Below are 17342 nucleotides of genomic sequence, written 5' to 3' on the forward strand. Positions count from 1 at the left end.
CCTCGCTCCGCACCTCCACCACCCCGGCCCCCGTCTGCACGGGACTACGGTCGCCTGTCACACCTCCGGGCGACAAGCGGTCTGTGGTGCGATTCACCCACCCTTGTACGAATCACGGGCAAATGTCCGATTCTTCTTGTCGATCACCCCTCTGCCGCCGGGTCCGCTGCACGCGTGCGGTTCACCCGCTGATCCCCCTGACGGCCGAAGGCGACCACATCCACCACCCGTCGGGATGAAGCGCTTTCCACCCGGCGTGCGGGCGGCCCCGACCTCTCGCCGCCGCAGCCGCAGCCGCAGGCCGCGTCCACGGTGCCGACGTCGGTGACGCCCTGGTCACGCGGGCGCGGCCGGCCCGCCGAGCTCTCCTCCCGGACCGGCCGCGCGTCGCCGTGCTGCGGGCGCACGCCGCCAGCCCCCGGACGCCCGCTCGACGAGCCCGCGCAGCTCCAGCAGGCCGAGGGCCGACTGCACCTCCCTCACCGACAGACCCGAGCGGCGCGCGAGGTCCGGGATCTCGGTCCCTGTGCGCGGGACGGCGTCGAGCACCCGCGACTCCACGCTGTCCGCCCGGTCGACCGCGGGCGAGACGCCCGGGCCTCTCGCCGTCCCGGTCCGCGCATCGGCAGCCCGTCCGGGGCTGCGACCGGCCGACGGCTCCGCGGGGCGAGGTCCGGCCGACGACGGCACGATCAGCTCCAGCACGTCGTCGACACCTGTGACGCAGATCGCGGACCCGTCGCGCAGGAGCCGGTGGCAGCCGGCGGACGCCATGGACGTCACCGGGCCCGGGACGGCGCCCACGGGGCGCAGCAGCTCGGCAGCGCGGGCTGCCGTGCTGAGGGCACCGGAGCGCCACGCGGCTTCCACGACCACGGTGGCGCGGGTCCCGGCCGCGATGAGGCGGTTGCGCTGCAGGAAGCGCGAGCGCGTCGGTGCGCTGCCCGGCGGGCTCTCCGCGACCAGCGCTCCGCCGCGCGACGCGAGCACCTCCAGGACGTCGAGGTTGCCGGCTGGCGATGGCCTGTCGACACCACCGGCGAGGAGCGCGACGGTGGTACCGCCCGCCGCCAGGACGGCACGGTGCGCGGCGACGTCGACCCCGAAGGCGCCCCCGGACACCACCGTGATCCCGTGCGCGGCGAGCCCTCCCGCGAGGTCGGAGGCGACCCGGCGCCCGTAGACGGTGGCAGCACGCGCGCCGACGACGGCGACCGACGAGGTGAGGAGCCCTGCCAGGTCGCCGGGTCCTCGGACCCACAGCGCCAGTGGCGCCGCGGGCCCGAGGTCGTCGAGTCCTCCGGGCCACCCGGGATCGCCCGGGACCACGACCACCGCGCCGACAGCCTCTGCCGCGTGGAGCGCCCGCGCCGGGTCGAGGTCCTCGAACCGGGGCGCCCACCGCTCCAGGGCGCGGCCGACGACGCGGACCCACTGCTCGTCGGACCGGTCGGGCACGGCGCCCGCGGGCTGGGCCGCTCCGGGGCCGGTCGGAGCCTCCGAGCCGACCATCCCGATCGCGCCGACCTCGCCGGCCGCGCCTACCCGACCGCCAGGACCGTCCGAACCGACCCGACCTCCCGAACCGGGACGACCGGCCGCGCCGTCACGCGCGGTCTCCGACCGGTCCCCCGGACCCGCACCACCCCCGCGGGGCGTCGTCGGGCCGCCACCACCGGCAGGGCCCGCCGACGAGCCGGAGCCGGGCGGAGGTGCGTCCCGGACGAGCTGCCGCAGCCGGCGCACGGCGTCCACGGGTGACCCCCGGACTGCTCGGGCGGCCCATGCGAGAGCCGTCCGCGCGCCCACGGCGCGCACGACCGCGCCGGCCGTCGCGTCGCCGGGTTCGGCCACGATGCTCCACGCGACGCGTGCGAGCAGCTCCTCCTCGCACGGGGCCGGCAGACGTCCGGGTGCACGCCCGGACGCGGTCGCGCCACGGGCCGTGCCGTCCCCCAGACCTGCGCCCACCCGCCCGCCGCCGCGCCGGGCGGCGACAGCACGCGCGGTGTCGCCGCCGGTCACGTCCCCGCCTGCCCGCGGGTCCGCAGCGCCATCGCGAGGCCGACCTCGGCGCGCGTCGGGGCGTCGATCCCCGCCAGGTCCGCCACCGTCCACGCCACCCGGAGCACACGGTCCGCACCGCGGAGCGTCAACCAGCCCGCGTCGACGGCGTCGTCCACGTCGGTCAGCAGCCGCGGCCGCGCGCGGAGCCGGTCGCGCAGCTCACGTCCGGGCACCTCGGCGTTGGCCCTCCAGGGTGTGCCGGCCCACCGCGCCGTCTGCGCCACGCGCGCCGCGGCCACCCGGGCGGCCACGGTCGCGGTGCTCTCGCCGGGCGCCGCGAGGTGCGCGCGCCCGACCGGCGGGACCTCGACCTGCACGTCCACCCGGTCCAGCAGCGGGCCGGAGATCCGGCCGAAGTACCGCCGCCGCTCCAGCGACGTGCAGTCGCACCCGAGACCGGCCCCCGTGGCGCGGCCGCAGGGGCACGGGTTCGCGGCGAGCACGAGCTGGAACCGGGCCGGGTAGCGGGCGGCACCACCCGAACGGTGGATGACGAGCTCGCCGTGCTCGAGCGGTTGCCGCAGCGTCTGGAGCACAGCGGCGGGGAACTCCGGCGCCTCGTCCATGAACAGGACCCCGCGGTGCGCCCGCGACGCCGCTCCCGGCCGCGGCGTGCCCGAGCCGCCGCCGATGATGCTGGCCGGCGTCGCCGTGTGGTGAGGGTCCTCGAACGGCGGTCGACGCAGCAGCCCGCCGGAGGGGTCGAACGTCCCGGCGACGGAGTGCACGGCGGTCACCTCGACCGCGTCCGCCTCGCCGAGGTCGGGGAGCAGGCCGGGCAGGCGGGACGCGAGCATCGTCTTGCCCGCACCGGGCGGCCCGACCAGCAGCAGGTGGTGGGCTCCGGCGGCGGCGACCTCCACCGCGGTGCGCGCCTCCGGCTGGCCGAGCACGTCCGCGAGGTCGCCGACCGGCTCCCGCCTGCGGGCAGCTCCCCGGTCGGGTGACACGGCGACCACCTCGGGCACCTCGACCGCACCGCCGTGCCGCCGCACGACCTCCGCGAGGCTCCGGCAGCCGGTGACCCGCGCACCCGGTACCAGCGCGGCCTCGGCGGCGTCCGCGACCGGCACGACGACATCCGGCTGCCCGGCCGCGACAGCGGCCGCCACTGCCGGCAGGACGCCCCGCACCGGACGGAGCCGCCCGTCGAGGCCGAGCTCGCCCAGGTGGACGGCGCGGGCCGCGGCCTCCGCGTCCACCATCCCGGCAGCCGCGAGCACCGACACGGCGACGGCCAGGTCGAAGCCCGGGCCGGACTTCGGCAGCGCGGCCGGGGACAGGTTCACGGTGATGCGACGGTTCGGCCACGTCAGCCCCGTGGAACCGACCGCGGCGCGTACCCGGTCCCGCGCCTCGGTCAGCGAGGCGTCCGGCAACCCGACGAGCGCGAACGCCGGCAGCGCGGAGGCCAGGTGCGCCTCGACGTCGACGACGTGCCCGCGGAGCCCCACGAGGGCGACGGCGCGGGTGCGCCCCAGCACCATCAGCAGATCCCCCGCACGTGCTCCAGCTGGGGTTGCTCGGTACGCCGCAGCTCCACGGCCACCACGTCCAGGCGCACTCCGCCCGCACGGACGTCGTGCGTCGCGAGCCAGTGCGCGAGCAGCCGCCGCAGCCGCCGGACCTTCGCGGGCGTGACCGCCTCGGCAGGCGTCCCGAAAGCCCGCGACGTGCGGGTCTTGACCTCGACGCCGACGACCTCGTCGGCGTCGGGGTCGAACGCGACGATGTCGAGCTCGCCCCCCGGACCGAACCAGTTCCGGTCCAGGACCTCGAACCCCTCGCCCCGCAGGGCGTCCGCCGCCAGGCCCTCGCCGAGCCGGCCCGTCTCGTTCCTCGTGCGCATCAGCGTCACCTCCGGGCACGAGCGTGGCCCGGGAGCAGCGCCTCCGTCCGGCTCGGACGGCCGGGCCTGGGGACGACGCGGACCCCGTCACCCTGTGGAGGAGCGGGCACCCGTCCCGTGCGTGGCAGGCCGGCGCGGGTCAGCGCGTGAAGCCGGAGCCTCCGCCGAGGTCGAGGTCCGCCTTGACGAGCTCTTCGACGTTGACGTCCTTGAACGTCACCACCCGCACCGACTTCACGAACCGGGCCGACCGGTAGACGTCCCACACCCACGCGTCGGCGAGCGTCACCTCGAAGTAGACCTCGCCGGCCGCGGACCGCACCTGCAGGTCGACGTGGTTGGCGAGGTAGAACCGGCGCTCGGTCTCCACGACGTACGAGAACAGCCCGACCGCGTCCCGGTACTCGCGGTAGAGCGCGAGCTCCATGTCGGTCTCGTAGTTCTCCAGGTCCTCCGCACTCACCGGTCCATCATCCCCCATCCGGGCGCGGGCGCCCGCACCGGGAGGCCGCCGTGCTCATCCGGCGACGTCGAGCCGCGGGTCGAGCAGCGCACCGAGGGGCAGCACGCCGGGGGCGGAACCGCTCTCGACGCGGACGGGCTCCCCCGCCGCCGCCAGCCCCTCGGCCTCCCGCTGCGGCAGCCGCCAGGACGTGCGGTGGTGCGGCGTCGGCCCCAGCCGGCGCAGGGCCGCCAGGTGCTCGGGTGCCGAGTAGCCCTTGTTCTCCGCCCAGCCGTACTCCGGGTGGTCCTGGGCGAGCCGCACCATGATCGCGTCCCGCTCGGTCTTGGCGAGGATGCTCGCGGCGGCCACGGCGGCGCACCGCAGGTCCGCCTTGACCATCGTCCGCACCGGGGGCACCACGTCCAGCACCGGCGGCACCACGTCCAGCACCGGCGGCGGGCCGAGCAGGGCGTCCTGGAGGGGCGCCGTGACGTAGTCGTGGTTGCCGTCGAGCAGCAGCGTGGCGGGCGGCACCGTCAGGGCCGCGATCGCTCGGTGGGCCGCGAGGCGCAGCGCCGCGATGATGCCGTACCGGTCGATCTCGGAGGGCTCGGCGTGGCCGACCGACCAGCACGCCGCCCAGCGACGGATCAGCGGCGCCAGCCGCTCCCGGGCGTCCGGCGTGAGGAGCTTGCTGTCGCGGACCCCCTGCGGGGCGGAGCGGGTCTCGGCCGTGACGACGACGACGCCGACGGTCACCGGACCGCTCAGGCTCCCGCGCCCGACCTCGTCGACGCACGCGAGCGCCGGCACGCCGTCGCGCAGGATCTGCCGTTCGACACGCAGCGTGGGCGCCCCGGACCGGCCGGCCGCACCCGCCCGCGCACGCGCCGCACCCGCCCGCGCGCGCGCCGCACCACCCCCGCCACCGACGGGCCCGCGGTCCCCCGGGCTCACGGACGTGCTCACGACGCGTCCGGCACGGCCTCGAAGACCTCGCCGGGGTTCCGCAGCAGGCTGATGCGGTCGAGCGGCCAGAGCGTCACGAACGCGGTGCCGACGACGTCGGAGACGGGCACGGCACCTCCCCCGGGGTCACCCAGGTGCCAGCGCGAGTCCGCGGAGTGCTGGCGGTTGTCGCCCATCACCCACAGCGAGCCCTCGGGCACGGTCACGTCGAAGGCGATCTCGCTGGGCCCGGCTCCCGGCGCGAGGTACGCGGACTCGTCCACCGGGACGCCGTTGACGGTCACCGGCGAGCCGTCACCGGCCGAGGCCACCCGGTCGCCGGGCAGGCCGATCACGCGCTTGATGAGGTGGTCCTCGGACTGCTGGGGCATGAGCCCGATCGCGATGAGCACGTCCTGCAGGGCGTTGGTCTCGGGCACGTCCTGCTCGGTCAGCCAGCCGCCGGGGTCGGCGAACACCACGACGTCCCCGCGGTGCAGGTCGAACGGGCCGGGCGCGAGCTTGTTCACCAGCACGCGGTCGCCCTCGAGCAGCGTGTCGTGCATGGACGCGCTCGGGATGAAGAACGCCTGCACCAGGAACGTCTTGACGACCCACGACAGCACCACGGCGCTGACCAGGATGATGGCGGTCTCCCGCAGGAACGACGCGACCGGTCCCCTCCGGCGGCTCCCGGGTGCTGCGGCCCGCTGCTCGGCGTGGCCGGCGCGGGCCTCGTGCTGATCCGTCACCGGGTCACTCTCCCACGTCGCACGGGCCCGGACCGCCCCGGCTCCCGGTGTCCACGGAATCTCCCCGGTCGCGGCGGGACGACGGACGGGCGGCACCCCGTGGGGGTACCGCCCGTCCGCGTGCTGCGGGGTCTCAGGCCTTCTTGGCCGGGACCGACTCGCGCTTCTCCTTGATCTTGGCCTTCTTGCCGCGGAGGTTGCGCAGGTAGTAGAGCTTCGCGCGACGCACGTCACCGCGGGTGACGACCTCGACGGAGTCCAGCGTCGGGGAGTGCACCGGGAAGGTGCGCTCGACGCCCACGCCGAACGAGACCTTGCGGACCGTGAAGGTCTCCCGCACGCCGTCGCCCTGGCGGGCGATCACGACGCCCTGGAACACCTGGACGCGGGAGCGGTTGCCCTCCACGACCTTGACGTTGACCTTCAGGGTGTCACCGGGGCGGAAGTCCGGGACGTCGGTGCGGAGGGAGGCCGCATCGAGCTGGTCGAGGATGTGGGACATGGGTCGTCGCTTTCCCGCCGTGCCACAGGTCACGCGCGTCGTCGTCGGCGCCCTGCGGCGCCGGGATGGCAGTGAGCGGTGTGCGGCCGATCGCTCGGCAGGTCGTGGGTCGTCTCCCCTGTGGCAGAGACGCGGCCGTCGCGCACCGACCGACCAGTGTGCCACACCCGCCTGGGACGGGAGAAACCGGCGGCCGGGCGCCGGAGCGCGTCAGGCCCGGGACACGCCCTCGTCGCCGACCTCCCAGCCGAGCCCGGACAGCAGGTCACGGTCGGCCCGGTCGAGCGCCGCCGGGTCGACGCGCTCCAGGAGGTCGGGACGCCGTTCGGCGGTCCGCTCCAGGGCCTGGTCGCGCCGCCAGCGCCCGACCCGCCCGTGGTGCCCCGACAGCAGCACCTCCGGGACGTCCAGCTCTCGCCACGTCGGCGGCTTCGTGTAGACGGGGTACTCGAGCAGGCCGGCGCTGCCGTGCGACTCCTCGACGAGCGACGCGGGGTTGCCCACGACGCCGGGCAGCAGCCGCACGACGGCCTCGACGAGCACCAGCGCGGCCGCCTCGCCGCCGTTGAGCACGTAGTCGCCGAGCGAGTACTCGCTGACGCGGACGCCGGGCCGGGCCGCGTAGTGCTCGGCGACCCGGGCGTCGATGCCCTCGTAGCGCCCGCACGCGACGACGAGGTGATCGTCGGCCGCCCACTGCTCGGCGTGCCGCTGCGTGAACGGCGCCCCGGACGGCGTCGGGAGCAGCAGGTGCGTCCCCTCGCCGACGAGCTCGTCGAGCGCCGTCCCCCACACGTCGGGCTTCATGACCATGCCGGCTCCGCCGCCGAAGGGCGTGTCGTCCACGGTGCGGTGCCGGTCGGTCGTCCAGTCCCGCAGGTCGTGGACGCGCAGGTCGACGAGCCCGGCCGCCCGCGCCTTGCCCACCAGGGACAGCCCGAGCGGGCTCAGGTAGTCCGGGAAGATCGTGACGATGTCGATGCGCACGTCAGTCGTCGTCCCCCGCGGAGGTCCCCGAGGTCTCGTCGCTGACCACCAGGTTCGCCGCGTCGGACGCCAGCAGCCCGCCGGGCGGGTCCAGCACCACGCGGCCGCCCGGGACGTCCACGACGGGCACGATGGCCCGGACGAACGGCACCAGGGTCCGCGCGCCGTCGGGCTCGCGGAGCACCAGCGCGTCGTGGGCCGGCAGGTGCTCCAGCCCGACGACCTCCCCCAGCACCCGGCCGTCGACGTGCTCGGCACGCAGCCCGGCGAGCTCGTGCGGGTACCACGCGTCCTCGTCGTCGCCCTCGTCGGCCACGTCCACCAGCAGGTCGACGCCGCGCAGCGCCTCCGCAGCCGTCCGGTCCCCCGCCTCGGCGAACGTGACGTACCAGCGGCCCTGCTGGACCCGCGTGCCCGCCACGGTCAGCGGTCCGCTCGCCGGCGGGTCGGTGGGCAGCACGGTCCCGGTGGCGAGCCGGGCCTCCGGCTCGTCGGTGCGCAGGTCGAGGGCGACCTCGCCCCGCAGTCCGTGGGCGCGGCCGATGCGGGCGACCGTCAGCAGCATGGGGTTCCTCTCGGGGCGTCCGGCTGTCGGACCAGGGTAGGGCCCCGGTCCACGCCGGGCGGAGCAGGGCAGGGCAGGGCAGCGTGGGCACGGCACAGGCCCGGTCCCTGCTGGGACCGGGCCTGTGCCGGTGTCTCACCGCGCCGCGCGGAGCGGCACGGGTGCGCGGCTCACCGCCGGGCGACGTCCACGACGTCCACGCGCACGGGACCGTCGGCCGACAGCGCGCCGACGACGGTCCGCAGGGCGCGGGCGGTCCGGCCGCCGCGGCCGATGACCCGCCCGAGGTCGTCCGGGTGGACCCGGACCTCGAGCAGGTCGCCGCGGCGGAGCGTGCGGGCGTCCACCTGCACGTCGTCCGGGTGGTCGACGATGCCCCGGACCAGGTGCTCCAGCGCGTCGGCGAGCATCAGGCCTGCTCGTCCTCGGCCGGCGCCTCGTCAGCGGCCGGGGCCTCGGCGGCGGCGGCCTTCTTCTCGGACGCCTTGGCCTTGGCCTTCTCGGCGTCGGCGGCGACCGCGTCGACCGTGGCCTGGACGTCGGCCGGGGCGGCCTTGGTCCGCAGCGTGCCCTCGGCGCCCGGCAGGCCCTTGAACTTCTGCCAGTCACCGGTGACCTTGAGGAGCGCGAGGACCTGCTCGGACGGCTGCGCGCCGACGCCGAGCCAGTACTGCGCCCGCTCCGAGGAGATCTCGATGAGCGAGGGCTCCTCGGTGGGGTGGTACTTGCCGATCTCCTCGATGACGCGGCCGTCACGCTTGGTGCGGGAGTCCGCGACGACGACGCGGTAGTACGGCGCCCGGATCTTGCCGAGGCGCTTCAGGCGGATCTTGGTGGCCACTGTGTGGTCTCTCCTGGGTGTCTACGGGGCGGTCGTCGCGTCCTGCACGTGGGGCATGCGGGACGGGTCCGACCTGGAGGACACGGCATCGCGCGGGTAGAGGGGCCGGGCGCGCCGAGTACAGCAGGCCATTGTGCCAGACGCGGGCGGCGGTCCCCAACCACCCGGGCGACGGGACGCGGGCGTCACGCCACGCGCACGCCCCGCAGCACGACCGCGCGCGGGGCGGCGAGCACGCGCACGTCCTCCCGCGGGTCGGCGTCGTACACGACGAGGTCGGCGCTCTCCCCCTCCGCGAGCCCCGGGACGCCGAGCCACGCCCGGGTGCGCCAGGACGCGGCCGCCACCACGTCGCGGGCCGGCAGCCCCGCCGCCACGAGTTCGGCCGCCTCGTCGGCGAGGCGTCCGTGCGCGAGGGTGCCGCCGGCGTCGGTGCCGACGAGGACCGGGACGCCCGCGTCGTGCAGGTCGCGGACGTGGGCGTACCGGCGGGCGTGCATGCGCCGCATCCGCGCGGCGTACACGGGGTACCTCCCGGCACGCTCCGCGATGGCCCCGAACTGCGCGACCTGGAGCAGCGTCGCCGTGACCGGGATGCCGGCGGCGGCGATCCGCGCGATGTGCCGGTCCTGCGCCCCGGTGGCGTGCTCCAGGCAGTCCACGCCCGCGTCGAGCAGGTCGTCCAGCGCCTCCTCCGCGAACGTGTGCGCCGTGACCCGTGCGCCCGCCGCGTGGGCGACCCGCACGGCCTCGGCCAGCACCTCCGCGGGCCACAGCGGCCGCAGGTCCCCGTCGGCCCCGAGGTCGCGGTCGATCCAGTCCGCGACGAGCTTCACCCAGCCGTCGCCGCGCGCGGCCTCCTCGGCCACGGCGGTCGGCAGCGCGTCCGGCGAGGCGAGCTCGCGGCCGTAGTGCCGCAGGTAGCGCTTCGGCAGCGCGAGGTGCCGCCCGGCCCGCAGCAGGCGCGGCAGGTCCGGCCGGTCGTGCACCCACGCCGTGTCGGCGGGCGACCCCGCGTCGCGGACCAGCAGCACGCCGGAGTCACGGTCGGCGAGGGCCTGCGCCTGCGCGGTCGCGCGGTCGACGGCGCCCTCCGCGGCGAGGCCGATGTGGCAGTGCACGTCGACCAGCCCGGGCACGACCCACCCGTCGACCCGCGTCGCCGCACCGCCCGCCGGACGCGCGAACGTGAGCCGCCCGCCGACGACCCACGCCTCGCCCACGACCCGGTCGTCGTCGAGGACGACCGGACCGGTCAGGTGCAGCACGTCGGCCACGGCGCCTCCCCCGGCGATCCGCCCGCCCGTCCGGTCAGCGCCCGAGGAACTTCTGCAGGTCCTCGATGCTCGACGGGTCGAACGCGTCCTGCTGCGGGGCCGGCCCGCCGATGCCGAACGCCGAGCCCTTCGCCGCCGGCGCCGCGGGCGCGATCCCCGCCGCGCGGTCGGCCGCCGCCCGCTCCTGCGCGGCGCGCTTGGCCGGGTTGCCGGACTTGCCCTTGACCTTCTTCGCCGGTGCCGTCCGGCCGCGGCCCTTGCGGCCCGTCCCCGGGAGGTTCCCCATGCCGGGCACGGGCATGCCGCCGCCGCGCGCCATCTGCTGCATCATCTTCTGCGCCGCGGCGAACCGCTCGAGCAGACCGTTGACGTCCGACACCTGCATGCCGGAGCCCGCGGCGATGCGGGCGCGCCGGGAGCCGTTGATGATCTTCGGGTTGTCGCGCTCCGCCGGGGTCATCGAGCGGATCATCGCCTCGACCCGGTCGACCTCGCGCTCGTCGAAGCTCTCGATGGCCTCGCGCATCTGCCCCATCCCGGGGAGCATGCCGAGCATCTTCTTCATCGAGCCCATGTTCTTGAGCTGCTGCATCTGCTGCAGGAAGTCCGCGAGCGTGAAGCCCTCGCCGGAGGCGAGCTTGCCGGCCATCTGCTCGGCCTGCTCGGCGTCGAACGCGCGCTCGGCCTGCTCGATGAGGGTGAGCACATCGCCCATGTCGAGGATGCGCGACGCCATGCGGTCGGGGTGGAACACCTCGAAGTCGGTGAGCTTCTCGCCCGTCGACGCGAACAGGATCGGCCGGCCTGTGACGGACGCGACCGACAGGGCGGCGCCGCCGCGCGCGTCGCCGTCGAGCTTCGACAGCACGACGCCGGTGAAGCCGACACCCTCCTGGAACGCGGTGGCCGTCGCGACCGCGTCCTGGCCGATCATCGCGTCGATCACGAACAGGATCTCGTCCGGCTCGACGGCGTCGCGGATGTCGGCGGCCTGCCGCATGAGCTCCGCGTCGACGCCGAGACGGCCCGCGGTGTCGACGATGAGCACGTCGTGCTGGCGGGCCTTCGCGGTCGCGAGGCCCTCGCGCGCCACGGCCACCGGGTCGGCGCCCACGACGACGTCCTGCTCGGAGCCCTGGTTGCCGGGGTGGGGCGCGAACACCGGCACGCCGGCGCGCTCCCCCACCACCTGCAGCTGCGTGACCGCGTTCGGGCGCTGCAGGTCGGCGGCGACCAGCATCGGGGTGTGGCCCTGGTCCTTGAGGTGCAGGGCGAGCTTGCCGGCGAGCGTCGTCTTGCCGGCTCCCTGGAGGCCGGCGAGCAGGATGACCGTCGGCGGGTTCTTGGCGAGCGTCAGCGGCCGGTTCGCGCCGCCGAGGATCGCCACCAGCTCGTCGTTGACGATCTTGACGACCTGCTGGGCGGGGTTCAGCGCGCCCGACACCTCGGCCGACAGCGCCCGCTCGCGCACCGCGCCGGTGAACTGCCGCACGACGGGGACGGCGACGTCCGCGTCGAGCAGCGCCCGGCGGATCTCGCGCACGGTGGCGTCGATGTCCGCCTCGGACAGCCGCCCCTTGGAGCGCAGGTTCTTGAAGGTCGACGTCAGTCGGTCGGACAGGGTGGCGAACACCGCGCGATCCTCACGCTCTCTCGGCGGTCAGGGACGTCCCAGCGTACCCGCCAGCCGCGCGGTCGCCCGCGCCACGAGGTCGTCCACGAGCTGCGCCCGCCACGCGGTCCACGCGGTGGGGCCGGCGGACGACGCGTCCGCCTCGGTCAGCGCGCGCAGCAGCGCCAGCAGGTCCGGCCGGTGGTCGACGGCCGCCAGGAGCGCCTCGACGGTGGCCGGGTCGTCGGGGTCCGCGCCGGTCGCCAGGTCCGCGAGCGTGAGGTGGTGCCGCACCAGCAGCTCGACGTCGGCCACGTCCGCCGGCGGGAAGCCCATGCGCTGCACGACGGGCCCGACCAGCCGCGCACCCTCGACGGAGTGGTCCGCGGCGCCGGCGCGCTTGCCGATGTCGTGCAGGAGCGCGGCGACCAGCAGCACGTCCGGGCGGTCGACGGTGCGGCGCAGCCCGGCCGCGCGGGCGGCGGCCTCCACGAGGTGGCGGTCGACGGTGTGGCGGTGGATCGGCGAGCGCTGCGGGCGGTTGCGGACGCCGGCCCACTCCGGGATCCACGTGGTCACGACCCCGGCCAGGTCCAGCGCCTCCCACACCGGCACCTGCGCGGGTCCGGTGGTGAGGAGCTGCACGAGCAGGGTGCGGGCGGCCTTCGGCCACGGGGTCGGCAGCGGCGGCGTCCGCTCGAGGCTCGCGACGGTGATCGGCGACAGCGTCAGCCCCGTCCGGGCGGCGGTCGCGGCCGCGCGCAGGGACAGCAGCGGGTCGTCGGCGGGCCGGGCGTCGGCGGCCAGCACCAGCTCGCCGTCGTGCTCCACGAGGCCCTCCGCGACGGCGCGCAGCCGCGGCGGGGTGCGGCGCCCCCGCACCAGGACCGGTCGGCGCGCGGGCCGGGCGAGCGCCTGCCGGGCGTTGCGGGCGGTGGTGTCCAGGGCGTAGGAGATGACCCGGCCGGCCTCCGCGAGGCTCGCGAGCAGGTCGTCCCGGTCCCCCACGCCCAGCAGCTCGGCGACCTCGTCCTGGTCGGCCAGCAGCAGCCGGTTCGTGTGCCGGCGGGTGACGGTCTGCACCGCGTCGCGGACGTCGAGCAGGTGCGCGTGCGCGCGGTCGACGGCGCCGTGCGGCCGGTCGGTCAGCCACGTCGCGGCGAGCGCGGACAGCACGACCGCGTCCCGGATGCCCCCGCGGGCCTCCTTGAGGTCCGGCTCGATGAGGTACGCGAGCTCGCCGTGCCGCTCGGCCCGCTGCCGCGTGGAGGCCAGCAGCTCGGGCAGCCGGCGGCGGGCCGCGGACCGCCAGTCGGCCAGCAGGGCGGACTGCGCCCGGTGCACGATGCCCGGGTCGCCCGCCACGGGGCGCAGGTCCAGCAGGCCGACCGCCGCCGGGAGGTCGCGGGAGGCCACCTGCCGGCACTGCGCGAGGGACCGCACGGAGTGGTCCAGGTCGAGACCCGCGTCCCACACCGGGTACCAGAGCCGGTCGGCCAGGCCCGCGAGCTCCTCGGCGGCGTGGCCCCGGCCGTCGTGCACGAGCAGGAGGTCGAGGTCGCTCGCCGGGCTGGCGTCGCCGCGGCCGACGGACCCCACGGCGCCGAGGCCGATGCCGGGGGTCTCCCGGCCCCCGGTCGCGGTGTCCCACAGCTCCGCCAGGCGCCGCAGCACCAGGTCGGACACGGCGCGGCGCCGCGCCCCGCCGTCGGCGTCCGGGCCGGACAACCGCGCGGCGAGCACGAGCCGCTCAGAGCGGAGGTCCCGCACCCCCGGGAGCTCCGGGGAGTGCGGGACCTCGGTCGGGTCGGCCATCCGTCAGCCGGTCCGGCCGGCCGTCGTCGTGCCGGTCGTCACAGGGCGTCGACCCCGTGCTCGCCGGTGCGGACGCGGGCGACGTCCTCGACGGGGACCACCCAGACCTTGCCGTCGCCGATCTTGCCGGTCTGCGCGGCCTTGACGATCACCTCGGTGACGCCCGGGGCGTCCTCGTCGGCGACCAGCACGTCGATCTTGACCTTCGGCACCAGGTCGACGGTGTACTCCGCACCCCGGTAGACCTCCGTGTGGCCGCGCTGGCGGCCGTAGCCGGACGCCTCGCTGACCGTCAGGCCGCGGACACCCGCCGCCTCCAGGGCCGACTTCACGTCGTCGAGCCGATGCGGCTGGATGACCGCCGACACGAGCTTGGTCATGCCTTCACCTCCGTCACGACGCGGGCTCCGCCCAGCGTCTCGTATGCGGTCTCACCGTGCACGGCCAGGTCGATGCCGCCCACCTCGGCCTCCTCGCTGACCCGCCAGCCCATGGTGGCCTTCAGGATGAGCCCGATGACCAGGGTCACCAGACCCGAGAACACCAGGGCGAGCAGCGCGATGACCGTCTGCACGACGAGCTGCTTGACGCCGCCGCCGAAGAACAGGCCCGTGTCGGCGGCCAGGAAGCCGATGCCGATGGTGCCGACGAGGCCGCCGACCAGGTGGACGCCGACGACGTCGAGCGAGTCGTCGTAGCCGAAGCGGTACTTCAGGCCGACCGCGAGGGCGCACAGCACACCCGCGACCACGCCGAGGATGATCGAGGTCACCGGGCGCAGCGTGCCGGCGGCCGGGGTGATCGCGACCAGGCCGGCGACGACACCGGACGCGGCTCCCAGGGAGGTGGCGTGCCCGTCGCGGAACTTCTCCGTGACCAGCCAGCCGATGACGGCGGCCGCGGTGGCGGCGGTCGTGTTGACCCAGGCGAGACCGGCGTTGCCGTCGGCGGTGAACGCGGAGCCGGCGTTGAAGCCGAACCAGCCGAACCACAGCAGCGCCGCGCCGAGCATGACGAACGGCAGGTTGTGCGGGCGCATCGGCTCCTTGCCGAAGCCCTTGCGCTTGCCGATGATCAGCGCGAGCACGAGGCCCGCGATACCGGCGTTGATGTGCACGACGGTGCCACCGGCGAAGTCGATCGGGGCGACCGTGGCCGCGCCGTCCGTGGTGCCGAAGAGCAGAGCCGCGACGCCGTTCTCCGCGCCGGAGAGCTGGCCGCCGCCCCACACCATGTGGGCGAGCGGGAAGTAGCTCACGGTCGCCCAGAGCGCGGTGAACGCGACCCAGGTGCCGAACTTCACGCGGTCGGCGATCGCGCCGCTGATGAGCGCGACCGTGATGATCGCGAACGTCACCTGGAACGCGACGCCGACGACCACGGGCACGCCGTAGGCGTCGAGCAGGAACTCGCCGCTGTCGTCCCAGATCGTGCCCGCCAGGCCGAACTGGTCGAACGGGTTGCCGAACAGGCCGCCGACGTCCGATCCGTAGGACATCGACCAGCCCCAGAAGACGTACACGACGACGACCACGGCGATGCTGATGAACGACATCATCATCATGTTGAGCACGGACTTGCCGCGCACCATGCCCCCGTAGAAGAACGCCAGTCCCGGCGTCATGAGCAGCACCAGGGACGCTGACATCAGCATCCAGGCTGTCGCTCCGGTGTCCAGATCCATGTGGAACGCCTCTCCCCTCGCCAGCCGAGCGGCCGGATCGGGGTCCAGCGTCCTGAACAGGAGTTTCGAGGCGACGCCACCCGCGTTACAGGGATGTGACGAGGCCCCGGGTGGCGTCAACATTGTGTTACGCCGGGGGGTTCGTCTCAGTCGGCGGGCGTCCGGCGGGCCCCGGCGGCCTCAGCCGAGGATGCCGTCCACGAACTCCTCCGCGTCGAACGGCGCCAGGTCGTCCGGCCCCTCGCCCAGCCCGACGAGCTTGACGGGCACCCCGAGCTCGCGCTGGACCGCGATCACGATGCCGCCCTTGGCCGTGCCGTCGAGCTTGGTGAGCACGATGCCCGTCACCCCGGCGACCTCCGCGAAGACGCGGGCCTGGTTCATGCCGTTCTGGCCGGTCGTCGCGTCGAGCACCAGGAGCACCTCGGACAGCGGCGCGGTGCGCGTCACGACGCGGGTGATCTTGCCGAGCTCGTCCATGAGCCCCGCCTTGTTCTGCAGGCGCCCGGCGGTGTCGACCAGCACCACGTCGGCCCCGTCGCGCACGCCGTCCCGGACCGCCTCGAACGCGACGGACGCGGGGTCGGCGCCGTCGCGGTCGGCACGGACGGTCCGGACGCCGACGCGGGAGCCCCACGTCTCCAGCTGGTCGGCGGCGGCGGCACGGAACGTGTCGGCCGCACCCAGCAGCACCGATCGGCCCTCGGCGACGAGCACGCGCGCGAGCTTGCCGACGGTCGTCGTCTTGCCGGTGCCGTTGACGCCGACCACGAGCACCACCGCGGGCAGCGCCGTGCCGTCCTCGCCGGTCCGCGGGGAGGTCGCCAGCGACCGGTCGAGGCCCGGGTCCACGAGGGCGAGCAGCTGCTCCCGCAGCAGCGCGCGCACCTGGGCCGGGTCCTTGAGCCCCTGCACGCGCGCCTGGGTGCGCAGCGCGTCGACGAGGTCCGCGGAGGGGCCCGCGCCGACATCCGCCAGCAGCAGGGTCTCCTCGAGCTCGTCCCAGTCGTCCTCGCCGAGGTGGTCGCGGGACAGCACCTGGAGCATGCGCGCGCCCAACGGCGACCCGGAGCGGGCGAGGCGGTCGCGCAGCCGGGCGAGCCGACCGGCGGCGGGAGCGGGCACCTCGATCGCGGGCGGCGCCGCCGCGTCCTCGGGGGCCGGAGCCGCGGGGGCGGGCGCCTCTGCCTCGGGCGCCGCCGTGCCGGCGGGGGCGGCGGGGCGGTCCTCGACGGTCGTCGGGCCGGCGGCGTCCCGCGTCCCCCCGGGCCGGCGGCCACGGGTCAGCACCGCGGCACCGCCGCCCAGGACGGCGAGCGCCGGCACGCCGACGAGGAGCAGGGTCAGGAGGTCGTTCGAGTCCACCGGGACAGTCTGTCAGCCGTCGCGGGTGTCAGCCGTCCGTGCCGTCGCGCGGGCGCGGCGGCACGGTGGGCGGCCGCTCGTCCGCGGCGACGCCGGCCGGCGCGTGGCCGGAACGCCGTGCGGCGGTCGGCACGTGCACCGGGCGCGGGATCCGCGGGTGCCGGTCGTGCTGCCGGGGCGCCGCAGGACGGTCGGCCGGAACGGACGGCACCGGGCGGGCGGCGTCGCGGTCGTGGCCCCGGGCTCCGGCACGGCCGGGCAGCAGGCGTCCGGCCCGCTCCCCCGTCCGCTCGAGCATGTCCGCGAGCTCGTCCAGCTGCAGGTACCCGTCGTCCGGCTGGGACGCCTCCGCGAAGAGCTGCGCGAACGGCACGTCCACCGGCTCGGCGTCGGCCGCCTCGGCGGGCTGGTCCTCCGCGTCCCGGCGCAGCCCGCCCCGCAGGTCCTGCCAGAACGTGCGCAGCCCCGTGCGCCCGCCCTCGGCGGCGTTCGCCGCCACGATCACGCCCACCGCCGCCAGCAGAGCCAGCCCGATCCCCCATGCGTACGCGCCCATGGGATCAATTGTCGGACGGGTTCCTGGGAACTGCCCCGTCCCGTGCCGGACCCGGGGCGAACCGGCACGAGATCTTC

18 protein-coding genes are annotated in these 17342 nt (G+C 75.8%); all 18 read right to left on the bottom strand.

Features of this window, described 5'->3' with window-relative positions; translation table 11 throughout:
• Nucleotides 1-336: 336 nt before the first annotated feature.
• Complete coding sequence (gene dprA, locus K5O09_RS11945; protein WP_255595359.1) at nt 337-1458, bottom strand: DNA-processing protein DprA; 1122 nt, start codon at nt 1456-1458, stop codon at nt 337-339.
• A 563-nt stretch (nt 1459-2021) separates the two neighbouring features.
• Complete coding sequence (locus K5O09_RS11950) at nt 2022-3554, bottom strand: YifB family Mg chelatase-like AAA ATPase (protein WP_222169753.1); 1533 nt, start codon at nt 3552-3554, stop codon at nt 2022-2024.
• Nucleotides 3554-3916 (bottom strand): YraN family protein, encoded by a 363-nt coding sequence (locus K5O09_RS11955; RefSeq protein ID WP_222169754.1) that lies wholly within the window; start codon nt 3914-3916, stop codon nt 3554-3556. The genes K5O09_RS11950 and K5O09_RS11955 overlap by 1 nt, the downstream gene beginning before the upstream one ends.
• A gap of 139 nt (nt 3917-4055) precedes the next feature.
• On the bottom strand, nt 4056-4379 hold the full coding sequence (locus tag K5O09_RS11960) for a DUF2469 domain-containing protein (protein ID WP_222169755.1): 324 nt from the start codon (nt 4377-4379) through the stop codon (nt 4056-4058).
• Nucleotides 4380-4433: 54 nt separating this feature from the next.
• Complete coding sequence (locus tag K5O09_RS11965) at nt 4434-5330, bottom strand: ribonuclease HII (RefSeq protein WP_255595360.1); 897 nt, start codon at nt 5328-5330, stop codon at nt 4434-4436.
• Nucleotides 5327-6061: a signal peptidase I gene (gene lepB, locus K5O09_RS11970; RefSeq protein ID WP_255595361.1), complete on the bottom strand. Its 735-nt coding sequence runs from the start codon at nt 6059-6061 to the stop codon at nt 5327-5329. Before lepB ends, K5O09_RS11965 begins: the two co-directional genes overlap by 4 nt.
• A 133-nt stretch (nt 6062-6194) precedes the next feature.
• On the bottom strand, nt 6195-6563 hold the full coding sequence (gene rplS, locus K5O09_RS11975) for a 50S ribosomal protein L19 (protein ID WP_222169756.1): 369 nt from the start codon (nt 6561-6563) through the stop codon (nt 6195-6197).
• 210 nt (nt 6564-6773) lie between these two features.
• Nucleotides 6774-7550, bottom strand: a complete 777-nt coding sequence (gene trmD, locus K5O09_RS11980; protein WP_222169757.1) for a tRNA (guanosine(37)-N1)-methyltransferase TrmD — start codon at nt 7548-7550, stop codon at nt 6774-6776.
• A 1-nt stretch (nt 7551) separates the two neighbouring features.
• The gene (gene rimM / locus K5O09_RS11985; protein ID WP_222169758.1) at nt 7552-8115 is read right to left on the bottom strand and encodes a ribosome maturation factor RimM; all 564 of its coding nucleotides are present in this window, start codon (nt 8113-8115) and stop codon (nt 7552-7554) included.
• 170 nt (nt 8116-8285) lie between these two features.
• Nucleotides 8286-8525, bottom strand: coding sequence for an RNA-binding protein (locus tag K5O09_RS11990; RefSeq protein ID WP_222169759.1), 240 nt, complete (start codon nt 8523-8525; stop codon nt 8286-8288).
• Nucleotides 8525-8956, bottom strand: a complete 432-nt coding sequence (gene rpsP / locus K5O09_RS11995) for a 30S ribosomal protein S16 (protein WP_222169760.1) — start codon at nt 8954-8956, stop codon at nt 8525-8527. The genes K5O09_RS11990 and rpsP overlap by 1 nt, the downstream gene beginning before the upstream one ends.
• Nucleotides 8957-9141: 185 nt before the next feature.
• On the bottom strand, nt 9142-10233 hold the full coding sequence (locus K5O09_RS12000) for an amidohydrolase family protein (RefSeq protein ID WP_222169761.1): 1092 nt from the start codon (nt 10231-10233) through the stop codon (nt 9142-9144).
• Between the two features lie 34 nt (nt 10234-10267).
• Nucleotides 10268-11866, bottom strand: coding sequence for a signal recognition particle protein (gene ffh / locus K5O09_RS12005; RefSeq protein ID WP_222169762.1), 1599 nt, complete (start codon nt 11864-11866; stop codon nt 10268-10270).
• A 27-nt stretch (nt 11867-11893) separates the two neighbouring features.
• The gene (locus K5O09_RS12010; RefSeq protein WP_222169763.1) at nt 11894-13660 is read right to left on the bottom strand and encodes a [protein-PII] uridylyltransferase; all 1767 of its coding nucleotides are present in this window, start codon (nt 13658-13660) and stop codon (nt 11894-11896) included.
• Nucleotides 13661-13698: 38 nt separating this feature from the next.
• Entirely contained in the window at nt 13699-14040 is a 342-nt protein-coding gene (locus tag K5O09_RS12015; RefSeq protein WP_222169764.1) for a P-II family nitrogen regulator, read from the bottom strand.
• Nucleotides 14037-15344 carry an ammonium transporter gene (locus tag K5O09_RS12020; RefSeq protein WP_222169765.1) on the bottom strand — a complete coding sequence of 436 codons (1308 nt, stop codon included), beginning with the start codon at nt 15342-15344 and terminating at the stop codon, nt 14037-14039. The genes K5O09_RS12015 and K5O09_RS12020 overlap by 4 nt, the downstream gene beginning before the upstream one ends.
• A 180-nt stretch (nt 15345-15524) precedes the next feature.
• Nucleotides 15525-16709: a signal recognition particle-docking protein FtsY gene (ftsY, locus tag K5O09_RS12025; RefSeq protein WP_222169766.1), complete on the bottom strand. Its 1185-nt coding sequence runs from the start codon at nt 16707-16709 to the stop codon at nt 15525-15527.
• A 28-nt stretch (nt 16710-16737) separates the two neighbouring features.
• Nucleotides 16738-17265 carry a hypothetical protein gene (locus K5O09_RS12030; RefSeq protein WP_222169767.1) on the bottom strand — a complete coding sequence of 176 codons (528 nt, stop codon included), beginning with the start codon at nt 17263-17265 and terminating at the stop codon, nt 16738-16740.
• Between the last annotated feature and the right edge of the window lie 77 nt (nt 17266-17342).

This window comes from Cellulomonas sp. C5510, from assembly GCF_019797765.1.
Classification (GTDB): domain Bacteria; phylum Actinomycetota; class Actinomycetes; order Actinomycetales; family Cellulomonadaceae; genus Cellulomonas.

Excerpts from the sequence above, each read along its gene's own strand:
- K5O09_RS11955 (WP_222169754.1), bottom strand. The coding sequence starts at position 3,916 with ATGCGCACGAGGAACGAGACGGGCCGGCTCGGCGAGGGCCTGGCGGCG.
- K5O09_RS12015 (WP_222169764.1), bottom strand. The coding sequence starts at position 14,040 with ATGACCAAGCTCGTGTCGGCGGTCATCCAGCCGCATCGGCTCGACGAC.
- K5O09_RS11990 (WP_222169759.1), bottom strand. The coding sequence starts at position 8,525 with ATGCTCGCCGACGCGCTGGAGCACCTGGTCCGGGGCATCGTCGACCAC.
- rimM (WP_222169758.1), bottom strand. The coding sequence starts at position 8,115 with ATGCTGCTGACGGTCGCCCGCATCGGCCGCGCCCACGGACTGCGGGGC.
- K5O09_RS12010 (WP_222169763.1), bottom strand. The coding sequence starts at position 13,660 with ATGGCCGACCCGACCGAGGTCCCGCACTCCCCGGAGCTCCCGGGGGTG.
- K5O09_RS12030 (WP_222169767.1), bottom strand. The coding sequence starts at position 17,265 with ATGGGCGCGTACGCATGGGGGATCGGGCTGGCTCTGCTGGCGGCGGTG.
- rplS (WP_222169756.1), bottom strand. The coding sequence starts at position 6,563 with ATGTCCCACATCCTCGACCAGCTCGATGCGGCCTCCCTCCGCACCGAC.
- K5O09_RS11950 (WP_222169753.1), bottom strand. The coding sequence starts at position 3,554 with ATGGTGCTGGGGCGCACCCGCGCCGTCGCCCTCGTGGGGCTCCGCGGG.
- K5O09_RS12020 (WP_222169765.1), bottom strand. The coding sequence starts at position 15,344 with ATGGATCTGGACACCGGAGCGACAGCCTGGATGCTGATGTCAGCGTCC.